Here is a 21,204-nt window from a genome sequence, read left to right as displayed (position 1 = left end):
GTGGCCGCGGCGGGCGCAGAGGTCACGGGGCGGCGGTCCGTCGTGCCCCGGCATCCGTGCACCTGCGGTTTCGGTTGCCGAAGAAGGACGGCGATGGCGTACGCACTCCGTATCAGCTTCTAGCACATCGGATGCCAGCAGGAGGCCGATACCGGCACAATTCACAATAATTTAAAATTAATATATATTTTTTCGAACAGAACCTGAATGAACCGGAAATATATTCGTTCCCGGTCGCGCAGAGACGCAACATATATGTTGCAGGGGAACAAAAAAGATGCACCCGAGGGGACGCAAAACACGGCTGACAGCCGTTCGTGTAAAGGAAGAAACGCAGGCTCAGCGGTGGTCGTCGCTTTTCCCGGCGAGGCTGCGTTCGACCCGCGGCTGGATGAGTTCCAGCAGGCCGGGGTTTTCCAGGTAGGGGCAGGGTTTGTCGTAGGGGAATTCGCGGCACTGTCGGGGCCGGGCCTCGTGCACGGTGCAGCGCTTGCACATGCGGTCCGTGGCCAGGAGGGGGCAGGAGCCGTCCGCCCTGGTCCGGAACGTGTTCTTGTTTTCCAGATAGCGGCGGCGGAAGGTGCCGTCGCTGATGCCGAAGTGGCGGGCGAGGCGGTTGATGTCCAGCGCGTCGAGGTACAGGGTGGCGCCGGGCAGCCGGTAGCAGCAGTAGCCGGGGCAGAAGTTGCAGTAGGATTTGTTGCGCGCCAGGGTGTAGGGAGCCGGTTGCGGTTCCATCAGCGGAAGGTCCTCGAGTCGATGTCGTGCCGGCGAAGCAGACGCTGGAAGGCCTGCCGCTCCATGCCGCAGGCGCGGGCCGCCGCCGTGACGTTGCCGCCGGACGATCGGAGGGCCTGGGCGAGGTAGGCGGCGTTGAACCGGTGCAGCAACGCGTTTTTCGCCTGCTGATAGGGAAGCTGATCGAAGGAGGCGGCATCCATGGTTTCCAGGAGACGCGTGCCATCCGGCGGTTGCGGACATTGTTCCGCCTCGTCCCAGAGATCGGCCGCCTCGATCACCGTGCAGCCGCACAGGAGCACGGCCCGGTTGATGGTGTTCTGCAGCTCGCGGACGTTGCCGGGCCAGGGATGCTGCATCAGCGCCTGGAGCGCCTCGGCAGAGAATTCCAGTTGCTCGCGGCCGTGCTCGCGGCTGTAGCGGTCGAGGAAATGCTGGGCCAGGAGGGGGATGTCGCCGGCCATGTCCGCCAGGCCGGGCATGGTCACGGTCATCACCTTGAGGCGGTAGAAGAGATCCTCCCGGAACTCGCCCCGCCGGATCTTGGCCTCCAGGTCCTGGTTGGTGGAGGCGATCACCCGGACATCGACGCTGAAGGTCCGGTTCTGCCCCAGGGGCTGCACCTCCTTCTCCTGCAAAACCCGCAGCAGCTTGGTCTGCACGCTCACCGGGATGTCGGCGATCTCGTCGAGCAGGATGGTGGAGCCGTCGGCCTCGACGAACAGCCCTGTTTTATCGCGATCCGCGCCGGTGAAGGCCCCCTTGCGGTAGCCGAACAGCTCGCTCTCCAGGATGTGCTCGGGCAGGGCCGGACAGTTGACGGTGATCATCGGCCGGCCGACCCGGGGCGAGAGGGCGTGCAGCGCCCTGGCCGCCAGTTCCTTGCCGGTACCCGATTCGCCGCGGATGAGCACGGTGACGTTGCTCCGGGCCACCCGGCGCAGCAATTCAAGGGTCTGCTGCAATCGCCGCGAACGACCGACAAAGCCGTGGTCGTGCTCCTGACCGGCGAGCCGGTCCTGCAACTGGGCATTCTCCCGCATCAGCCGGGTCCGCTCCACGGCCCGGCCGACGGTGCGGAGGATACGGTCGTTGTCGAAGGGCTTTTCGACAAAGTCATAGGCCCCGTCCTTGAGCGCCTGCACCGCCATCTCGATGGTGCCGTGACCGGTCATGAGCACGGTGGTCACCGCCGGATCGAGCGTGCGGATCCGCTGAAGAAAGGCCAGGCCGCCCATGCCCGGCATCCTGATGTCGGTGAGGACGGCTGCAGGCGGTTCGGCCTCCATCTTCTCCAGGGCTTCCTCGGCGGAAAGGGCCGGAACCACCTCGTAGCCGCCTTTCCTGGTCAGCATCTTGGTCAGAAACGTGAGCATGTCGCGCTCGTCGTCGACAACCAGGATGCGGGGATGCTCGTTCGTGCTCATTGGTGCACTCTACTCGGTTTTGCCGCTCGCCGCCTGAAAATAAAGCTGAACGAATTTGCCGGAAATGGTGTCGGCCGATGAGAAGGTCAGTTCCATGGCGGGCGGCGTCCGGCCGGTCAGCGTTTGATAGGCCTGGCGCGACAGCTCGGCCATTACCGCGGCAATGGCGGCGGCCTGATCGTCGTCCGCACCGTGGCCGTAGCGGCACCGCGGCGGCCGGTCAGCGAACACCAGGCATTGACCGTCCGCCAGCAGCGGACAGGCAAGGGGCGCTTGCGGAAAATGCGCGGCCAGGGCGTCCGTGGTCAGGCCGGGTTGCTGATGATGCAGTTCCTTCATGGTGCGGGCCAGGGCCAGGGCCCGCTCGATCACCTCCTGGCGCTGCCCCTGGGTCAGACCCCGGTTGATGGCCTGGCTGAGGTGCATGCTTTCGATGAGACGAAGATCGAAGGGGCTGTGGCAGCAGGGATGGTCGTTGAGGCCGCAGCCGGCGTGCCGCTCGCCGATGCGGGCATCGGCCCAGGCGATGGCCTGGGCGTAGGCGGCCAGCAGCGGCGCGACGTCCGGCCGGGGTCGGTTGTCGATCCGGGGCGGCACGGTCCTGAGCGGGCCGGCCTGTCGGCCGTACTCTTTCAGGAAACGGCGCTGGGCAAAGGTGGCCGGGTTGGCGTGTTTGCCCTTCATGGTCTGCTCCGCCTCCCTGAAAGCAAAGCCCCGACGCAGCAGGTAGGCGGCGATGAAGGTGCCGGTGCGGCCATGGCCCATCCGGCAGTGCACCAGCACTTTCTTGTCGAGGTAGATGCTTTCGTCCAGCCAGTCGAGGGCCTTTTCCATGGCCGCCAGATCCGGGGCGCATTCGTCCGCCACCGGTAGGTAATAGACCTCGAAGCCGCTGCTCTCCTCGATCTGATGGAGGTCGCAGAACTCGCCGCAGAGGTTGACGATGGCGCGGATGCCCTGGGCGCGGATGGCGGCCAGGTCCTCGTAGGACATGGGGGCATGCCCGGTGGCCAGGTGGTCGGTGATCCAGTGCAGTTGATACATGGCCTAGCGTGCTCCGATTCCCCGGAAAAAATCCTCGACCTTCTGTTCGATCTCGTCGTCCCGCAACACCAGGTCGAGGAGCTTGACCTGGCCGAGCAGGCGGCCGAGGTGGACCAGCAGGGCCTGCAGTTCCCCGGCCGGGTACCCGATCAGCCGGGCGTCGAGCAGCGTGGCCCTTGCTTCGACCTCGAAACCCAGCCGCGCGAGAATCCGCCTGAGCAGTTCGATCCGCGCCAGGCGGCCCCGCTCTTCGCCGCCGCCGCCGGCAAAGCGCAGCCGGCAGTAGTTCATCCGGCTGTCGCCGCCGCAGAGGCAGTCGACCTGGGTGAAATGGAAACCAAAGCGCATGTTGAGATTGACATAGTCGGCCCCGACCACGGCATAGGAAGCAAAATGTTTGGCCGTTCCCGTCGCGATACCGCCGGCCAGCGCCATGTCGCCGAAATCCTTCCAGTCGAAATGCGGCTGGCCGCGCCAATCGACCTCCGGATGGCTGAGCCCCTGCCAGAGGGCGAGGAAAGGGACGGAACGCAACGCCGCAAGGTCGATTTCCTTGCCGCCGGCATCGGCAAAGGCGCCGCCGACATCGAGCAGGAAAACGTCGAGCGGCACCTCGCTCGCCAGCTTGCGGCAGCGGCCTGAGACGCCGCTGGCCATGTCGCCCAGGCCGAACATGGTCTGCACGGCCGTCTCGTGGGCAAAACGGATGATGTCGTGCAGCGAGCGGCAGGCCTGCGGCCGGAATTCGGCATCGGTGGGGTCGAGCAGGTGCAGGGGGGTGATGGAGTCGAGCAGGGTGCGCAGCTTGCGCTGGAAGGCGGAAACCGCAGCCGGCCGCCGCTGTTTCCCCAGGGCGAGCAGGCCGTCGACCCGGCCGGGATACACGACGCCATCCCAGCCGTCGACGGTCACCTCCGCGCCCTCGGGCAAAACGGCAAGGGCGCCGGTGGCCTCCACCAGCAGCGCCACGCCGAATTCCCGGCAGACTGTGGCGAAATGGCCGGTGATTGCGCCCTGTTCGCAGACCACGGCGGCCAGTCTGGGCAGGTGCCGGGTCAGGGCGGGCGGGATGTGCCGGGTGACCAGCACCGCTCCCGCTGCCGGGAGTTCGCTGTTTTCCGGGCCGAAATGGCACACGGTGCCGTGGGCGATACCGCCGGCGGCCCGCCGGGCGCCGGTCAGCAGGGGTTTGAGATTCTCGGGTGGCCGGCAGGATACGCGCCGGAGGGGAAAACCACTTTCCAGCCACAGGGGCCGGGATTGCAGGATGAACAGCCGCCCGGCCGCGGTCAGGGCCCATTCGATATCCTGCGGGCCGCCAAACACTCGTTCCAGGTTCCGGGCCAGGCGGACGAGTTCGGCGGCCTGCTTTCGGCCCAGCGGCGGGGACGCGGCTTGGTCAGCAGTCAGCGACTCCTCGCAAAGCTGCCCGTCCCGCACAACCAGTTGCCGCCGCTGCCGGCCGGCGGAACGCTCGACCGGGACGTCGCTGCCGGGCGAAAAGACAGAGACGAACGGCACCGTCTCCCCTCCCACCAGAGGCAGGCCCAGGCCGTGGACGGCGTGCACCAGCAGGGCATCATCGCCGACGGCCGGATCGCGGGTGTAGACCACGCCGCCGGCCGTCCCGTCAACCATCGTCGTCACCAGCACGGCCATCGCCGCCTCCTCGTCGCCGATTCCGGCGCGGATGCGGTACAGCAGGGCCTCGGGCGTGTATTTCGAGGCGACCACCTCCCGGTAGGCGGCAAGCAGGCCGTCTCGGCGCACGCCGAGCACCGAGCGATACTGGCCGGCAAAGCTGCGGTCGCCGTCTTCCAGCAGGGCCGAGGAACGCACCGCCACCAGCGGCGCCCTGCCGGGCGTCAGGGCCGCCAGCCGGTCGTACTCGCCGAGGATCTCTTCCTCGATCCGATCCGGAATCTCGCTGTGCCGCACCAGGGTCATCAGGGCCTGGGAGACCGCCTCCAGACTGGCGACATCGTCGGGATCGATCCCGGCCAGGAGGAGGTCGATGGCCGGACGCAACTGGTTGTGGGCCACCACCAGGGCAAAGGTGGTGGCGGTGATGGTGAAGCCCTCGGGAACCGGCGCCTTCGCCTCCTGTTTGATCCGGACCAGGTGCGCGCTCTTGTTGCCCGCCAGCCGGGGTTCGACAGGGGCGTCATGGCCAAGAACAAAGGGAGGGATGAGGAATGCCTCGGGCGGGGCGAGGAGCAGGCGGGCATAAAAATCGTATTTGTTGCAATAGGCGCGCAGCGGGCCCGCCTGGCCGGGATGCATCCGCTCCAGGGCGGTCACCATCCCGGCCACCGCCTCGCTGAACCGGCGGTAGCGGCTGCGGGTGCGGGCCAGGTCCTCGAACCGCCCCTCGTGGTAGACGGCCTCGAACTCGGCCATCAGTTCGTGGCAGCGGCCATCGAAGCCGAGCAGGTCTTTGAAGGCCTCATAGGTGTGCTGCGCCACCCGGTCCGGGGCCCACAGCCGCAGCGACCAGTGTCTGAACAGGGCGCCGACCGGCATCCTACTCCCCTGCCCTGTCGCGGAAATGGTCGTACCCCTGATAGGCGATGCCGACCTCCTCGCCTGTGCCGTCGGGCCGCTCTTTGACCAGCACCACGCCCTCGCCTGCGACGATGGTACCGATCGGCGTAAGCGGCAGCCCGCAGGCACGGCCGAGGGCGAGCAGCCGGTCGCGGGCGTCGGCAGCGGCGGTGAACAGCAGTTCGTAGTCCTCGCCGCCGCCGATGGCCCATCGCTCCGGGTCGGCGCCGGCGAGACGGGCCGCCTCGGCGAGAGCGGCCGGGCCGGGCAGATCCCGGGCCGCAATCCGCGCCCCCACCCCGGACTGCGTGCAAAGGTGGGCCAGATCGGTAGCCAGACCGTCGGAGAGATCCATCATCGCGTGCGCCAGACCGCTTTCGCCCAGCCGCTGTCCCAGATCGACCCTGGCCGTGGGGTTGAGGTGCTGCTCCACAAGCGGGGCAAAGGCAGCGGAGGCGGCGCCGAGTCCCTGCCGCAGCAGTTCCAGCCCGGCGGCGGCACATCCCAGCAGGCCGCTGACCCAGACGGTATCACCCGGCCGGGCGCCACTGCGGTAGACGACCCGGTCCGCCTCCGCCTCGCCAATGGCGGTCAGGGAACAATTGAAACCCTGGGGGCTGGCAACCGTGTCGCCGCCGATGAGCAGGCAGCCGTAGTCCCGGCACCCCTCGGCCAACCCTTTGGCAAAGGCCCGGAACCAGGAGGGCTCGAAGGACGGGGGCATGCCGATGGAGAGAAGCACGAAGACCGGCCGGCCGCCCATGGCCCCGATATCGCTGACATTGACCGACACCGCCTTGCGGCCCAGTTTTTCCGGGGGATGGAAGGCCGTGTCGAAGTGGATGCCCTCGATCAGGGTATCCATGGTGAGCAGCCAGACCAGGCGGCCGTCCTTGGCCACCACGGCGCAGTCGTCGCCGATGCCTTTGATCAGCCGTTTGTCCGGACGGCCGGCCAGGGCGGCGATGTGGTCGATAATCTGGCGCTCGTTCATCCCTGATAAAACTCCCTGGGATAGAGATGGGGCAATTCCCTGGCGAGCAGATCGCGGACCTGCTCGCTGTCGCCGCATTGCAACGTCTGCTGGGCGATCCGCCGCAACTCCTCGCTGCGACAGTGGCGAAGCAGCCGCTTGACCCGGGGCACCACCGCCGGCCGCATCGACAATTCGTCTAGCCCCATGCCCATCAGCACCGGGGCGCACAGGGGATCGCCGGCCATTTCGCCGCAGAGGGAAACCGGAATGTTGCGGGCATGGCCGGCCTCCACGGTCTGCTGGATCATGCGCAGCACCGCTGGGTGAAACGGCTCGTACAGATGGGCGACGTACTGGTTGCCCCGGTCGATGGCCAGCGAATACTGGATCAGATCGTTGGTGCCGATGGCGAAGAAATCGACCTCCGCGGCAAAGACATCGGCCATGACCACGGCGCTGGGCACCTCCACCATCATGCCGATTTCGACATCCTCGGCCACGGGCAGCCCTTCTCCGGCCAGTTCCGCCAGCACCTCGGCGACGATCGCCTTGACCTGGCGCAATTCCACCGGCGCCGAAATGAGCGGGAGGAGAATCCGCAGCCGGCCATGGACCGAAGCCCGCAACAGGGCCCGCAACTGGCTGCGGAACAGGTCCCGCTCATACAAGGAGAAGCGGATGGAGCGGAGGCCGAGGGCGGGGTTGCGTTCCCGGTCCAGCCAGGCCTTGTTGCCCGGAAAGCGGTTGAGGAACTTGTCGCCGCCCACGTCGAGGGTGCGCACGGTCACCGGATAAGGCGCCATGGTGGCCAGCAGTTGCTGGTAGGTGGACAGCAGTTGTTCTTCGCTGGGCGGCCGGCGACCGTTGAAATAGTCGAACTCGCTGCGGAACAGGCCAATGCCCTCGGAACCGAAACGGAGCACGGCGGGCAGCTCGCCCAGCGTTTCGATGTTGGCGCTCAGACGGACCGTGAACCCGTCCATGGTTTCCGACGCCAGATGGACGTAGTGGTCCAGTTCCTCGGCCAGGAGACGGTCCTGCCGGTTGCCCTCCTGCACCCGCTGGAGTTCCGCGGGCTCGGGATGGAGAGTGATCCGGCCGCTGCCGCCGTCGAGGATGATGAGGTCGCCCGTGGTCAGCAGCGAGGTGGCGTGTTCGATGCCGACCACCGCCGGCAGGCCGAGGGAACGGGCGACGATGGCGGTATGGGAGGTGATGCCGCCCTTCTCGGTCAGAAAGCCATGGACGCTGCTGGCCTGCATGCGCAGCGTGTCTTCGGGGGAAAAATCGTTGGCCACCAGAATGACCGGCTGGTCCTCGCCCGAAAGCGGCCCGTGTTCCCGCCCGGAGAGCAGGTCGAAAACCCGGTCGGCGACATGCTTGATGTCGGCGAACCGCTCCCTGATGTAGGGGTCGTCGATCCGATCGAACCGTTCCTTGATCTCGCTCAGGGCCTGCGCCAGCGCCCATTCGGCATTGACGTTGTTGTTCCGGATGAGGGCCATGGTCCGCTCGACCATCATCCGGTCCTTGAGCATCAACAGGTGGGAATCGATGATCGACAGGGCGTCGGCTAGGTCGTCGGCCAGCTTCTCGCGCAGATGCAGCAGTTCGTCGCCGGCGGCCTTGATCGCGCCGGCAAAGCGGTCCACCTCCTTTTCAATGTGGTCGGCCGGCAGATGGTACCACCCGGTCCGCAAGGTCTGCCGCTTGAGGACCACCACGGTGGCGGCCACGATGCCGGGGGAAACGCCGATTCCCTGCAGGCTGCGCCCTGAAGGTATCTGGTTGTCTTCCTTATCCGGGTGGGTCATGGTCCGAATCATCCTGGGCATTGATAATCTCGATGGCGGCGGCCAGCGCGCTTTCGGCCTGCGCCCCCTCGGCCACCAGGCCGACGGCGGTGCCCCGCGCCAGGGCCAGGGCCAGGACATCGAGGATCGAGCTGCATTCCACCGTCTCCTCGCCGTGGCGGAGGAAAAGATGCACGCCATGGCTCGCCGCCATCCCGGCGAGCCGGGTCGCGACCCGGCCATGTATCCCCCGTTCGTTGCCGATGACGACGACCTGTTCAGCCCGCATCACTTGACAATCCGCAATCCCGGCCGCTGATCGCGCTTATTTCCCTGTCCTTGGTCAACCGGGCCGGGCGGCCTACCCTCGAGCCGAACCGCCTGGACGAACCGGCCCTCGCCGCCCATGGTGAAGATTTCCCGGCCGGTGAACTGGGGGGTGCGCAGCGTCCAGACCACCGTCTGCATCGGGATGGAGAGCAGATGCAGGGTCACGTGCCACCACTCGGCCTTGCGGGTCTCGTCGCGGACGATTTCGCCCACCACCGCGTAGAGCAGCATCTGTGGCTGTTTGGCGGCGATCAACACGATGTCGCCCGGCGCGGTCGTTTCCTTGAACGGCAGCATTTTCTTCAGTTCGGCAACCAATTGTTCCATAACGGCTCGTTCCTGCACGGAGCCACGCCACAAGAACGGGCGGCTCAATCCCGTTGCGGCGTATACTCCAGTTCCATAAAGAGGGTATCGTCGGCGACGTACCCCTGGAGCCGGCCCGTGGACACGGTTCGGAGCGCCGTCAGCAGCGGCAGGCCGATCTCCCGGACAAACCGCCGGCCTTCGTGCGACAACACCCGGTTCCGCTCACCCGTCTCCTTGGCCAGCAGGGTCAACAGCGGCGCCAGGCGTTCGGCCATCTCTCCCACCCGGACGAAAACCGCCACATTGCCCTGCCCGCCTTCGTCACCCCGCCGCCCGGACCGGCCGCCGCCAGGACCGTCGTGCAGCAGCTGCCGCCGGGCCAGCTCGACCAGTTCCACGCTGTCGGCCAGGATGAGGTGATGGTCCAGCAGGGCATAGGCCGGTTGCAGCAGGCCGCCGGCCAGCATCACCGAAGCGATCTCCAGGTTGCCGGACTCGACCGTGATCACCTGCAGACCTGCCACCAGTCGTTCGATCATCGCCGCCACGGCGGGCCGGTCCCGCACGGCGACGAGCAGGCAGCCCAGGGATCGGGGTGATTGATGTTCGATCGGTTGCTCGATCATCATTACCCCGAACTCACCGCCAAAGACATCAAAAAAATCGTCCAGCGAGGTGCCTGCGGCCTCGGACAGCTGCTGACCGACCGCAGCCATCAGGGACGCCACCTCATCGCCGGCCTGTTGCCGGACGAAATCCCACAGGTATTTCGGTTTGAACCAGTTGGTCCACAGGGCGAGTTCGGTCTCCCGCACCATCGGCCCCGGAAGCGGTTGCCGGACCGGCGGCGCCAGTTGATGCCGGGCGGCAAAGGCCCTGGTCGACTCCCTGCCGACCAGGGCGCCGATTCCCCACTGGCTTGCACCCGCGACGGCACGGTGGCAGAACGCGAGTTGCCGGGGCAGCCGGCCGCCGCTGGCGGATTCGATTGCCCGTACCAGCGGCAGCCGCTGGCGAAGCCGCTCGAGGTCGATGTAGCAAAAGATATCTGCCCGGCTCTTGTTCAACCGGCGCAAACGCTGATACGCTGTGTTCAGGAACAGTCCGGTGCGCGTCCGGACCATGCGCCGGAGATTCTGGTCGATGCATCGCCGAATCAGCGACTGCTCGCCGGCCAGCAGGACGACATTCCGGTGCTGCCAGCAGAACACCTCCTGGCCGTCATCGGCAACGAGGTGCAGGAGGCGTTCCCCCTGGTAGCCGATGGTCCGGCGTGACCGGATCCGGCCGAACCATTCCTCGAATCGGTGCTCGGACGCGTCGGCATCGACCCGCACAGCCACAACCCACTGCCGGGACGGAAAAAAATCGGCCTGCCCGGCGGGTTCCGGCAGCAGGGCGAATGCCGCGCTGCTGCCCAGCAGGGAGGCCACGGCGGGGTGGTTGACGCATGTCTCCCAGGCAAGGACCGCCCGGCGCGCCTCGCCGATCAGGGCATCGCTTCCTCCCGCCTGCTCCAGGAATTGGAACCATGTCGACGGCGGCACCGTTTTCCCGACCTGATCGAGTCGCCAACGCTCCCCCAGTCCGGCCGCCTGCTCCCACTCTATGAAAACAAGCGTATCTTCGGGGAAATAGTCCACCAGTTCGACGTCGTCGGTGGGACGGACGGCCAGCAGAGAGGCACTTATCCCCACCGCCAGGCACAGCAGCAGCAGGGCCAACAGGCGGGTCATGACGCCTTGTCCTCGCGGGCGACGGACTGCTGGATACCGGCGGTGGGCAGGAATTGCCGCAACAACCGCAGGACCAGCGTACCGTCGATCGGTTTGGCAATGTATTCGTCCATGCCCGCCAACAGGCATTTGTGCCGGTCGCCGCTCATGGCGTAGGCGGTCATGGCGATGATCGGAACATGCTCGCCGGTCACCACCTCCGCCTCCCGGATACGGGCCACCGCTTCATAACCGTCCATTTCCGGCATCTGGATGTCCATGAGAATGCAGTCGAACACCCCGCCACGCCAAGCCTCCACCGCTTCCCGCCCGCTCCGCACCGTGGTCACACGATAGCCGGCCTGTGTGAGCAAAGCGCCGATCAGGACCGTGTTGATGTATTCGTCCTCAGCCACCAGAATGCGCCCTCCCTGCCCCTGCGGCAGGTCCTGCCAATAGCAGGTCGCGGCCGTATCCTGCTGCAGCGGCAGGTTCTCCGCAGACACGGCCAGGGGCAACGTGAAGAAAAAACAGGTTCCCTTGCCGGGTTCGCTCTCAAACCAGATCCGCCCGCCCATGAGTTCGACCAGTCCCTTGGAAATGGAAAGCCCCAGGCCGGTTCCCCCGAATTTGCGGCTGTGGGAAGAATCGGCCTGGGAAAACGATTCAAAAACCTTGTCCCAATAGGCTGGAAGAATGCCGATGCCGGAATCGGCCACCCTGAACAGCAGCAGCGGCGACTGGTCCCGGTTTCCCATCTCCCGCCGGACCTCGAGGTGCACGAATCCTTTTCTGGTGAATTTCAAGCTGTTGTCGACGAGATTCGTCAGGATTTGCATGACCTTGGTCTGGTCCCCCAGAACTTGCCCGGGAACGGCCGACTCCACGTCCATCTTCAATTGCAGGCCTTTCCGCCGCGCCGTGGGCGCCATCGGTTCCATGACCTCCCGCAGCATTCCCCGCACGTCAAAGGGCCGCTGTTCCAGCTCGAACCGTCCCGCCTCCAGCTTGGAAAAATCAAGGATGTCGTTGATGATGGTCATCAACCGGATGGCGGAACGCCGGATCAGTTCCAGATGGCCCTTCCGGATCTTTTCCGGCATGCCGGTGTGGAGCAGGAGGTTGGCCAGGCCGATGATGCCGTTCATGGGCGTGCGGATCTCGTGGCTCATATTGGCGAGAAACTGCCCCTTGGCGACACTGGCGGCCTCGGCCGCGCTCCTGGCCTGTTCGAGTTCCCGCTCGGCCGCCTTCCTGCGGGATATATCCTCGACGACCCATACCGTGCCGCGGGCCAGATTGGCGCGATCGATCGCCTTGCCGCTGAGAGTGCACGGGATAAGTGTGCCGTCCTTTTTTCTGAGGTCGTATTCGACCTGCTCGATGTTACTGTCCATCAGTTGATGCAAATGGCGGCGGACGAATCGCCTGAAGGCGCGCCGGCCGGAAAAGAGCTGGCGGACCTCGGTGTCGATCAATTCGTCCCGGTCATAACCGAACATCTCGCCCATGCGTTTGTTGGTGTTGGCAATTTGGCCGTCGCGGACCAGGACGATGCCGACGAGGCTGGTGCTGAAAATGGTCTCCAGTTCCAGAACCGAGTCCCTGTGGGCGGCGTGCGCCCGGTTGCTCGCATCCTGGCCGGCTCGCACCTGTCCGGTCAATTGCTGTTCGCGGTGGGCATTGAGGACGATGACGGTGACCAACGACCCGAGGGCAAGAATCACCCCCCAGAGAAAGACCACCGCCAGCCAGGGAAACGGCAGGGGCGTCAAGGTGGCGATCCGCCAGCCGCCGATCTCGAGCGACCGCACGGCAACGGTTGCGCGTATGCCGTTGTACGAAACGGTCGACCGCAACAAAGAAAAAGGTAATCGGGCAAGGGATTGCCCGCTGAACTGTCTGCTGCCTTTGATCTCGTCCAGTCTGTCCGGTGCGATCGGCAGGGCGGCCCGAAAAAGCCAGTGTTGTTTTGTGGAAGAAAAAACGATGCCGTCGGGTGACAGCAACAGGGCTTCCATCCCACCCGGCAGCGTGGCGAAATATTCGTCAAAAACCGTGGCCTTGGTCTTGATTACCGCCGTGCCGATGGGTTTGTTCTTGTCGAGGCCATAAACCGGTGCGCTGAAATAGACGCCCTTGACATGGGTGGTCACCCCGATTGCGGGGAAAATCCAGGGAGTACCCGCCATGGCACGCGTAAAATAGGGCCGAAAGTCGTACGTGTTTCCGGTGAGACTCACTTCTCCCGGTGCCGTGGAACAGCCCACCACGGTTCCGCCTGCGTCCATGACATACACCAGCGCCACATCGAGCACCCCCCGGGCCGTATTGAGGACCCGCAACAGCTCCGGGTTGTCCCGGGGAGCGGCGCCGGCACAGACAATGGCCGTTTCCTCCCTGGTCGCCAGGTTTCTGACCGAATCGGTGTAGTACCGCACAATAAAGGTGTTCAGTTCGCGGGCGAAATTCTCCGTCAAGGGTTGCTGCTGCCGCCGCTGGAACAGCAAAGCGACGTAATCGCAGGTAAAATAAACGAACAGTGCGGCCAGCACCGTGGCGGTGGCGATGGCAAACAGGCGGGAGCGCAGGAGCTTGCGGTCCGGCAGGGAATGAATGGTTCCTTGAGTGGTCTCAACTGTCCCGGGTTGCATACGCGAACCGACCGATGAAACCCCGCACCGGACGTTCAGGAGAGAGGACAGGAATCACGGTGCAAGGGCGCGCAACAGGCTTGGCTTTTCATACACGTTCAATGAAAAGAAAAAAAGGGAAGAAGAGGCGGGCAGCCTCTTCTTCCCCGGACAGACGAGAAGAAATGAACTCAATGCACCGTCAGACCGCGATCGGATACAGGCTGATGGCAAACACGCAGAGGACAAGGATGAAGGTGCAGACCGGCGCCAGGGAAGAGGGGGCCGGTTCGTCGAACTGCTCGCTTGCCTCATGAAAGTACATGGCAATGATCAGCCGCAGGTAATACCACATGGAAATGATACTGCTGACGATACCGAGGACCGCCAAGGTGATCTGGCCGGCATCGATGGCGCTGGTGATAATATAGAATTTCCCCATGAAGCCCGCGGTCGGCGGGATACCGGCCATGGACAGCAGAAAAATGGAGATGGCCGCAGCCGAGTACGGCCGTGCCTTGGCAAGCCCCTTGAAATCGTCGAACGTCTTGCGCGCCTCGCCTGTTCCGCCGAGATAGGAGAGCGCCGTGAAAATGCCCAGAGTGCTGGCGGCATAGGCAGCCAGATAGAAGGCAATCACGCTGCCGGTGAAATCCTTGGTGCCTACGGCGACCAAAGCGATGAGCAGGTAGCCGGAATGGACGATACCGGAGGCCGCCAGCATCCGTTTCAGGGACTGCTGGCCGATGGCGATCAGGTTGCCGACAAACATCGTCAGCACGGAGATGTAGAACAGGAAGGTGATCCATTTGTGCTGCAGGGCCCCGTCAATGACGAGAAAATTGGCGAACACCGCGAAAATGGCTGTTTTGAGTGCGGTGGCCATATATCCGGTCACGGGAACGGAGGCGCCATCATACACGTCGACCACCCAGGCATGGAAGGGAAAGGCGGCGGCTTTGAAAAGAAAGGCGACCATGATGAAAAAGGCGCCACCAATCATGACCGGCGAATGCAGCATGCCATTCGCCGCCAGATATTGGCCGATCTTGACGAATTTGGTGCTCCCGGCCGCCCCGTAGACAAGGGCGCTGCCCATGACGAAAAAGGCACCGGCGAAAGCGCCCAGCATGAGGTATTTGAGGACGGCCTCGGTGCTGATCACGTTTTTCCGGTCATAGCCAACCAGAATATAGATGGCCAGCGACATGATCTCAAGGGCGATGAACACGCTGATCAGTTCTTGCGCCATGGTGAGCAGCAGCATGCCGGCAGCGGCAAACGCGGTCAGGCTGTAGTATTCCGGGCTGCAAAAATTGTTGCGCCTGAAATAGGTTTGGGAACTCAGGGCAGTGAAGCAGCCGCAGGCGAGAATGATCAGACCGGCCGCCTTGGAAAAATTGCTCACCACCAGAATGCCGTTAAAGACTTCGGAGAACGGTGCGACATTGCCAGCAATGCAGGAGGAAAGCTGAACAAGAAACGCCACGGCAAAGACACCCGCGCTGCCATAAGCCGCAAGTTCATGCGTGAATTTGTCATAGGTCGAGGCGATCATCAACAGAATCGCCCCTGCACCAACAATGATCAGTGGCATCAATAGCATTAAATCGTTCGTCATGATTCCAATCCGGCCTTATTTCTGTTCAATGGTGAGCCCAAGATTCTGAGCGTTGGATGCAGGCGCCTGCGCAACGACGGACGCCGGTTGCGCAAACTGCAACGCCGTCGACGGAGTGATCTTGCTGAGGAAGGGATGGGGATAGATGCCCATCACGATGATCAGGAGAATGACCGGCAAAAACGCCAATCCTTCCACCAGGCTCAACTCCTTGAAATTCTCGGAACGGCTGGCGGTCTTTTCAAAAAAGACCCGCTGGAACATCCACAGCATGTAGCAAACACCGATGATCAAGGTCGTACCGGCAAGGACGCCGACCGCGGTGTTGAATTTGATTGCGCCCAGCACGATCATGAATTCGCCGATAAATCCGCTGGTCCCCGGCAACCCGACCGAAGCAAGCATGGCAATGGCGAAATAGAGGGCAAAGACCGGCGCCTTGGCGGCTATGCCGCCCAAGTCGTCGATGGTCCGGGTGTTGGTCCGCTCTTCCAGGATGCCCGCGAACAGAAACAGGACGCCCGTGCTGGTGGCATGAGCGACAATCTGGTAGATGCTCCCGGTCAGGGCCTGGATGTTCATACAGAAAACGCCCAAGGCGATCACACCCATGTGGGAGGCGGAGGAAAAGGCGAGCATGCGCTTGAAATCCTTCTGGGCAATCGCGGCAAGCCCGCAGTACATCATGCCGATGACGCCGGCATAGGCCAAAAGGATGGCAAACCGGGCAAATTCCAGATCAAAGACCGGCACGACGAAGCGGATGACACCGTAGACACCGATCTTGGCCATGATCGCGGAGAGGACGAAGGTCGTTGCCGTCGGTGCCTCGGTATAGGCGTCCGGCAGCCAGGTGTGGAACGGAAAGAGCGGGATCTTGATGGCAAAGGCGATCATGAAGCCAAAGAAGGCGACTGCGGCCACCCGGCCCGTGAGGTTGAGTGCCGCCATTTTATCCATGGCAAAGCTCCACTCGCCGAACTGGGCGTGATAGCTGACCCCGAGGTAGACGATCGCCGCCAGCATGAGCAGGGAGCCGGCAATGGTGTACAGCGTTATCTTCAGGGTCGCCGGCAACCGCTGCGGGCCGCCGTAGAGGCCGAGCATGAAGAAAACCGGCAGCAGCATGACTTCCCAGAAGATATAGAACAGAATCATGTCCGCGGCGCACACCGCACCGGCCATGGCTCCCTGAACGAGCAGCAGGTTGGCGTAGTAGCCCTTTTCCCTGGTCCCGAAGACGAAGTAGACCAGGGGCAGCAAGACCGAGCCGGCCATGAGGATGAACAGGCTGATGCCGTCGACGCCAAGGGCATAGGAAATGCCCAGCGACTCGATCCACGGAATGTTTTCCACGAATTCGAGATGACCGGTTGCCTGAAATCCCGCATAGAGGTCGAGACTCAGCACAAGCGTGGCCAAGGAGACGGCCAGTCCCGTGAATCGGGCGACGCTCCTGCTCGCCGGGGTCGCCAACAGGATCAACCCGGCAAGAATGGGCAGAAAGATTATGACGGAAAGGACATGTTCGAACATTCTTTCACCTTCTTATCAGTTCAACGATTGAGAGAGAAGCAGGCTCATGAGACTCAGCCCCAGGACCATGTAGAGAGCATAGACCCTGACGTAGCCCACCTGGAAGACCTTGAAGGCTGTGCCAAGGACCATATACAATCTGGCGACGCCCTTGACCGGGGCATCGGTGACATTCGGTTCGATCACCTTCCAGATGCTGGAGCCAATAGCCTTATACGGTTGAACGATAACCTTGTCGTACAGTTCATCGACATAGAATTTGTGATAGGCGAAATCGGCGAACCCTGTAAACGACGGTTCGGGCGCACCTTTGCCAAACTTCGCATAGGCAATCTTGATGCCGATGGCGAAGGCGACCACACTGGCACCGATGGCCAGAATTTCGATGAAAACACCCGCATGGGGATGGTGTTCGGTCACGCTGGGCGCCAGCCAGTGAGAGACAATCTGATCGCCGCCGAAGATGGCGGGCAGGTTGAGCAGTCCGGCGAAGAGCGCGCCCACCGCCAGGATGATCAGGGGAACGGTCATGACCGCAGGGGATTCTTGAGCATGCTCATAGGCATGATGGTCCCGCGGCTCGCCGTGGAAGACGACGAAAATCATCCGGAAGGTATAGTAGGCGGTCATGCCCGCCACCAGTACGCCGACGGCCCATATCCCGAAGTGGCCGGTGGCCAGGGCGCTGTAGAGGATCTCGTCCTTGCTGAAAAAGCCGGAAAACGGCGGGCAGCCGGCCAGTGCCAGGGCGCCGATGACCATGGTGACATAGGTTTTGGGCATCTTGTTCTTCAGGCCGCCCATTTTCCAGATGTTCTGCTCATGATGCAGGGCATAGATCACCGAACCGGCCCCGAGGAAGAGAAGCGCCTTGAAAAAGGCGTGGGTAAAGACATGGAAGATACCGGCCGAGTACGCGGCGACGCCGACACCGGCGAACATGTATCCCAACTGGCTGACGGTCGAATAGGCGAGCACTTTTTTGATATCTTCCTGGAACATGCCGAAGATCGCGGCCAGCAGGGCGGTGAGAATGCCGACCCAGGCGACGATGCTGCCGGCGAGCGCGACTTCGGCATACAGAAAGCTGAAGCGGGCCACCATATACACACCGGCGGTGACCATGGTCGCGGCATGGATGAGCGCCGAAACCGGGGTGGGCCCGGCCATGGCGTCGGGCAGCCACACATAGAGGGGAATCTGGGCCGATTTACCGGTGGCGCCGACAAAGAGCAGCAGGCAGACGGTCAGAAGAACACCTTGCGTCATCGCTGGATCGTTAACGTGAGCCTTGAGCGAGAGATAATCGAAACCCTGCGCCCCAATGGCCCAGAACAGGAAGGACATGCCGAGAACGAAGCCGAGATCGCCGACGCGGTTGACGATGAAGGCCTTGTTGCCGGCCAGGACATTGGAGCGGTCCTCGCTGTAGAAGCTGATCAGCAGGTAGGAGCAGAGACCGACGCCCTCCCAGCCGACGAACATGACCACCGGACCGTCGCCGAGCACCAGCACCAGCATGCTGCCCAAAAACAGGTTCATGTAGGCGAAAAACTTGCCGTAGTTCTTATCGCCGCCCATGTAGCCGATCGAATAGATATGAATGAGCGAGCCGATGAAGGTGACGAACAGGAGCATCAGGCAGCTCAGTGGATCGGCCAGAAATCCCATGTTGATATGGAGATCGCCGACGCTGAACCAGGTGAAGGCCTTGTGAACGAGAAAACGCGATTCAGGCGGCAATCCCTTCAGGGCGACAAACACCTTGAGCGCCATGACAAAGGAGAGGACCGGGCCGACGCAGGCCAGAATGCCATACACCTTTTCCGGCAACTTCGTCCGATTGCAGGTAAAGACATGCAGCAGTCCGATGAGAACCGCCCCCAACAGGGGAAAGAGCGGGATCAGTCCCAGATAGTTGACACTTTGTTCCATGGAATCACCCTTTCAGCAAACTGAACACGTTGGTATCGAGCTTGCTCTTATGTTTGTGCAGTAAAATCACAACGGCAAGCGCCAGGGCAGCCTCGGCGGCGGCAACCGCCATCACCATCATCGCCAGCACGTGGCCATCCATGCTTTCATGCACCCGCGAAAAGGTGATGAAGGCCAGATTGGCGGCATTCAGCATCAACTCGACGGACATGAACACGGTGAAGACATTCCGCCTGGCGATAACGCCGACAATGCCGAGGCAAAACAGGATAATGCTCAGATAGAGATAGCAGTGCATCATTTCGTGGTCCCCCTTTTACCTGCGAGGATGACAGCGCCGACCAGGGAAACCAGCAGAAGGATCGAGACGATCTCGAACGGGATCAACCAGTCACGGAACAGCAGCAGTCCGACTTCCTTCACCCCGCCGAAGTTATTGCCCAAAATTTCGGTCGAATGCTCAGGCAGGCTCTTGACGATCTTGGCCAGGAACAGTCCGATGGGCAGCACCACTATTCCGCCGCCCAGGACGTAGAACAGTTTCGTCTCTTCCTGGGGAAGGTCGCCCGGTTGGATGTTCAGGAACATGATGATAAAGACAATCAGCGACATGATCGCCCCCGCGTACACAATCAACTGCAGGGCGAAAATCAGCTTGGCTGAAAGCAGGGCGTACAATCCGGCCAAAGAGATCAGAGTGACGACAAAGCTCATCGCTCCGTTCATCGGGTGCCGGAACAATACCAGCCCAACCGCGCCCAGCACGGCAAGTACGGCAAATCCTATAAATAGCCCGTCGGCAAACATGGTATCAAGCGCCCCCTTTCTTGTACTCTTCTTCGGTAAAAGCACCCGGCGTGGCCAGCAGTGCATCGAGCCCCATCACAAACGACTGCCTGTCGCTGCCGGTCACGGCGAATATGCCGGTATCCATGCGAATGGCGTCCATGGGGCAGGCCTCGACACAATAGCCGCAGTAGATGCATTCCAGCAGGTCGATATCGAAACGGACCGGCATTTTCTCGGTCCGGCCGTCAACGCGTTCGCCGGCCTCGATCATGATGCATTTGGCGGGGCAGTTGGTCTGGCACATGAAGCAGGCAACGCACTTCATGGTGCCGTCTTCGTGCTTGGTCAGGCGATGCCGGCCGCGCCACCGGGCAGTGATCTCGGGTTTCTGCTCGGGGTAATGCCGAACGTAGAGTTTCGAGTTATCAAGGAAGTTGGAGATAAAGTGACCAAAGGTCACCGCCATCCCCTTGAAGACCTCAACCAGGTACAGTCGCTCGTAAAGGTCTTTGCCTTTACGCTCCATTATCTTTACTTTTCCACTCATGCCAGCTCCTTTCTTAACTCAATGCAACCACGATTGCACTTGTGACAAAGATATTCAGCAGTGAAAGCGGCAGGAGAGTTTGCCAACCCAGTTTCTGCAGCTGATCATAGCGAAAGCGCGGCAGAGTCCACCGCACCCAGACATAGACAAAGCACATGAGTGTCGTCTTCACCAGGAAGGTGACAATCTGCAGCAATGTGACCAGAATGCGATCCGCGACCCCGCCCGAAACCGTAATGAGGTAGATGAAGAGCACGATTTCGAGAGCAGCGACCACGCCCCAGAGGATCTTGGTATAGATCTGGGCTTCCCGCACCCTGGGATCGTTGGGGCGGTCATAGTGGCTCTTGTTGTTCTTGGCCATCCACAGGGCGAACACCCAGGCAAAGGCCGGGGTCAGCAGCATAAGGAGAACGGTGATGGCGCGAGCATTGTTGACCAGGGTTTCGGTGGAAAACCAGGGAATCTGATAGCCGCCGAAATAGAGGGTGACGATGATGGCGCTGGACGTGAACATGGCCACGTACTCGCCCATGAAGAACATGCCGAATTTCATCGAACTGTATTCGACGTGAAAACCGGCGACCAGCTCGCTCTCGCCTTCCGCCAGATCGAAGGGGGTACGGTTGGCTTCGGCAAAGGCGGCAACGATGAAAATGATGGCTCCCAAAGGCTGGAGCACCACGCCCCACATGGGAATGAAACCGAAGAGCAGCTGTCCCTGATACTGGGCGATCTCCGTGAGGTTGACCGTGCCGTAGACGACGAGCGCGCTGATAATGGCGAGCCCCATCGGTATTTCATAGCTGATGACCTGGGCCGCGGCGCGCAGCCCGCCCAGGACGCCGTACTTGTTGTGCGAGGACCAGCCGGCCAGGATGATGCCGTAGACCGCGAACCCCGCCAGGGCCAGGAACCAGAGGATGCCGAGATCGGTCGGGATGGCCTGCATGAGGTATTCCTTGCCGTTGATGATCAGCGCATCGGCGAACGGAACCGCGGCAAAGGACACCAGAGCGATACAAAAAACGATCACCGGCGCCAGAACAAAATAGAATTTATGCTTGATGTGGTCCGGAATGATGTCTTCCTTGGTGATCAGCTTGACCGCATCGGCAAGGTTCTGCACCAGACCGCCGGCCCTGAAGCCGCAGATGTTGGCACGGTTGGGCCCGGACCGGTCCTGAAAGAAGGCGGCGCCGCGGCGCTCCATCCAGACGAGGACCGCTATGAAGCAAAGCGGCACAAACGCTCCAAAGGCAACTCT

General features: G+C 62.5%; 17 protein-coding genes. All 17 read right to left on the bottom strand.

The window, feature by feature from the left end; translation table 11 throughout:
• Nucleotides 1-339: 339 nt before the first annotated feature.
• Nucleotides 340-738, bottom strand: coding sequence for a YkgJ family cysteine cluster protein (locus Q362_RS0102190; RefSeq protein ID WP_028317332.1), 399 nt, complete (start codon nt 736-738; stop codon nt 340-342).
• Nucleotides 738-2,165, bottom strand: coding sequence for a sigma-54-dependent transcriptional regulator (locus tag Q362_RS0102185; protein WP_028317331.1), 1,428 nt, complete (start codon nt 2,163-2,165; stop codon nt 738-740). Before Q362_RS0102185 ends, Q362_RS0102190 begins: the two co-directional genes overlap by 1 nt.
• A 9-nt stretch (nt 2,166-2,174) precedes the next feature.
• Nucleotides 2,175-3,209 (bottom strand): protein-tyrosine phosphatase family protein, encoded by a 1,035-nt coding sequence (locus Q362_RS18755; RefSeq protein WP_035215309.1) that lies wholly within the window; start codon nt 3,207-3,209, stop codon nt 2,175-2,177.
• A 3-nt stretch (nt 3,210-3,212) separates the two neighbouring features.
• Nucleotides 3,213-5,732 (bottom strand): PEP/pyruvate-binding domain-containing protein, encoded by a 2,520-nt coding sequence (locus Q362_RS18750; RefSeq protein ID WP_051553509.1) that lies wholly within the window; start codon nt 5,730-5,732, stop codon nt 3,213-3,215.
• Nucleotide 5,733: 1 nt separating this feature from the next.
• A complete protein-coding gene (thiL, locus tag Q362_RS0102170; RefSeq protein WP_028317330.1) occupies nt 5,734-6,747 on the bottom strand; it encodes a thiamine-phosphate kinase in 1,014 nt (337 codons plus the stop codon).
• On the bottom strand, nt 6,744-8,543 hold the full coding sequence (ptsP, locus tag Q362_RS18745; protein WP_051553507.1) for a phosphoenolpyruvate--protein phosphotransferase: 1,800 nt from the start codon (nt 8,541-8,543) through the stop codon (nt 6,744-6,746). The genes thiL and ptsP overlap by 4 nt, the downstream gene beginning before the upstream one ends.
• Nucleotides 8,527-8,811 carry an HPr family phosphocarrier protein gene (locus Q362_RS18740; RefSeq protein ID WP_051553505.1) on the bottom strand — a complete coding sequence of 95 codons (285 nt, stop codon included), beginning with the start codon at nt 8,809-8,811 and terminating at the stop codon, nt 8,527-8,529. Before Q362_RS18740 ends, ptsP begins: the two co-directional genes overlap by 17 nt.
• Entirely contained in the window at nt 8,811-9,179 is a 369-nt protein-coding gene (locus Q362_RS0102155) for a hypothetical protein (RefSeq protein WP_028317329.1), read from the bottom strand. Before Q362_RS0102155 ends, Q362_RS18740 begins: the two co-directional genes overlap by 1 nt.
• Nucleotides 9,180-9,223: 44 nt before the next feature.
• Nucleotides 9,224-10,897: a hypothetical protein gene (locus Q362_RS0102150; RefSeq protein WP_028317328.1), complete on the bottom strand. Its 1,674-nt coding sequence runs from the start codon at nt 10,895-10,897 to the stop codon at nt 9,224-9,226.
• Complete coding sequence (locus Q362_RS21900; protein WP_051553503.1) at nt 10,894-13,530, bottom strand: ATP-binding protein; 2,637 nt, start codon at nt 13,528-13,530, stop codon at nt 10,894-10,896. The genes Q362_RS0102150 and Q362_RS21900 overlap by 4 nt, the downstream gene beginning before the upstream one ends.
• Nucleotides 13,531-13,711: 181 nt before the next feature.
• Entirely contained in the window at nt 13,712-15,130 is a 1,419-nt protein-coding gene (locus Q362_RS18730; protein WP_084312191.1) for an NADH-quinone oxidoreductase subunit N, read from the bottom strand.
• Between the two features lie 15 nt (nt 15,131-15,145).
• Nucleotides 15,146-16,666, bottom strand: coding sequence for a complex I subunit 4 family protein (locus Q362_RS0102135; RefSeq protein WP_028317327.1), 1,521 nt, complete (start codon nt 16,664-16,666; stop codon nt 15,146-15,148).
• A gap of 15 nt (nt 16,667-16,681) precedes the next feature.
• Complete coding sequence (nuoL, locus tag Q362_RS0102130) at nt 16,682-18,601, bottom strand: NADH-quinone oxidoreductase subunit L (protein WP_028317326.1); 1,920 nt, start codon at nt 18,599-18,601, stop codon at nt 16,682-16,684.
• Between the two features lie 4 nt (nt 18,602-18,605).
• Nucleotides 18,606-18,902: an NADH-quinone oxidoreductase subunit NuoK gene (nuoK, locus tag Q362_RS0102125; RefSeq protein ID WP_028317325.1), complete on the bottom strand. Its 297-nt coding sequence runs from the start codon at nt 18,900-18,902 to the stop codon at nt 18,606-18,608.
• On the bottom strand, nt 18,899-19,408 hold the full coding sequence (locus tag Q362_RS0102120; RefSeq protein WP_028317324.1) for an NADH-quinone oxidoreductase subunit J family protein: 510 nt from the start codon (nt 19,406-19,408) through the stop codon (nt 18,899-18,901). Before Q362_RS0102120 ends, nuoK begins: the two co-directional genes overlap by 4 nt.
• Nucleotides 19,409-19,412: 4 nt before the next feature.
• Complete coding sequence (locus Q362_RS0102115) at nt 19,413-19,937, bottom strand: NuoI/complex I 23 kDa subunit family protein (protein WP_028317323.1); 525 nt, start codon at nt 19,935-19,937, stop codon at nt 19,413-19,415.
• A 13-nt stretch (nt 19,938-19,950) separates the two neighbouring features.
• The gene (locus tag Q362_RS0102110) at nt 19,951-21,183 is read right to left on the bottom strand and encodes a complex I subunit 1/NuoH family protein (protein WP_245590132.1); all 1,233 of its coding nucleotides are present in this window, start codon (nt 21,181-21,183) and stop codon (nt 19,951-19,953) included.
• Between the last annotated feature and the right edge of the window lie 21 nt (nt 21,184-21,204).

Source organism: Desulfobulbus elongatus DSM 2908, assembly GCF_000621145.1.
GTDB classification, from domain to species: Bacteria; Desulfobacterota; Desulfobulbia; order Desulfobulbales; family Desulfobulbaceae; genus Desulfobulbus; species Desulfobulbus elongatus.
This window is presented reverse-complemented; position numbering and strand designations above follow the sequence as displayed.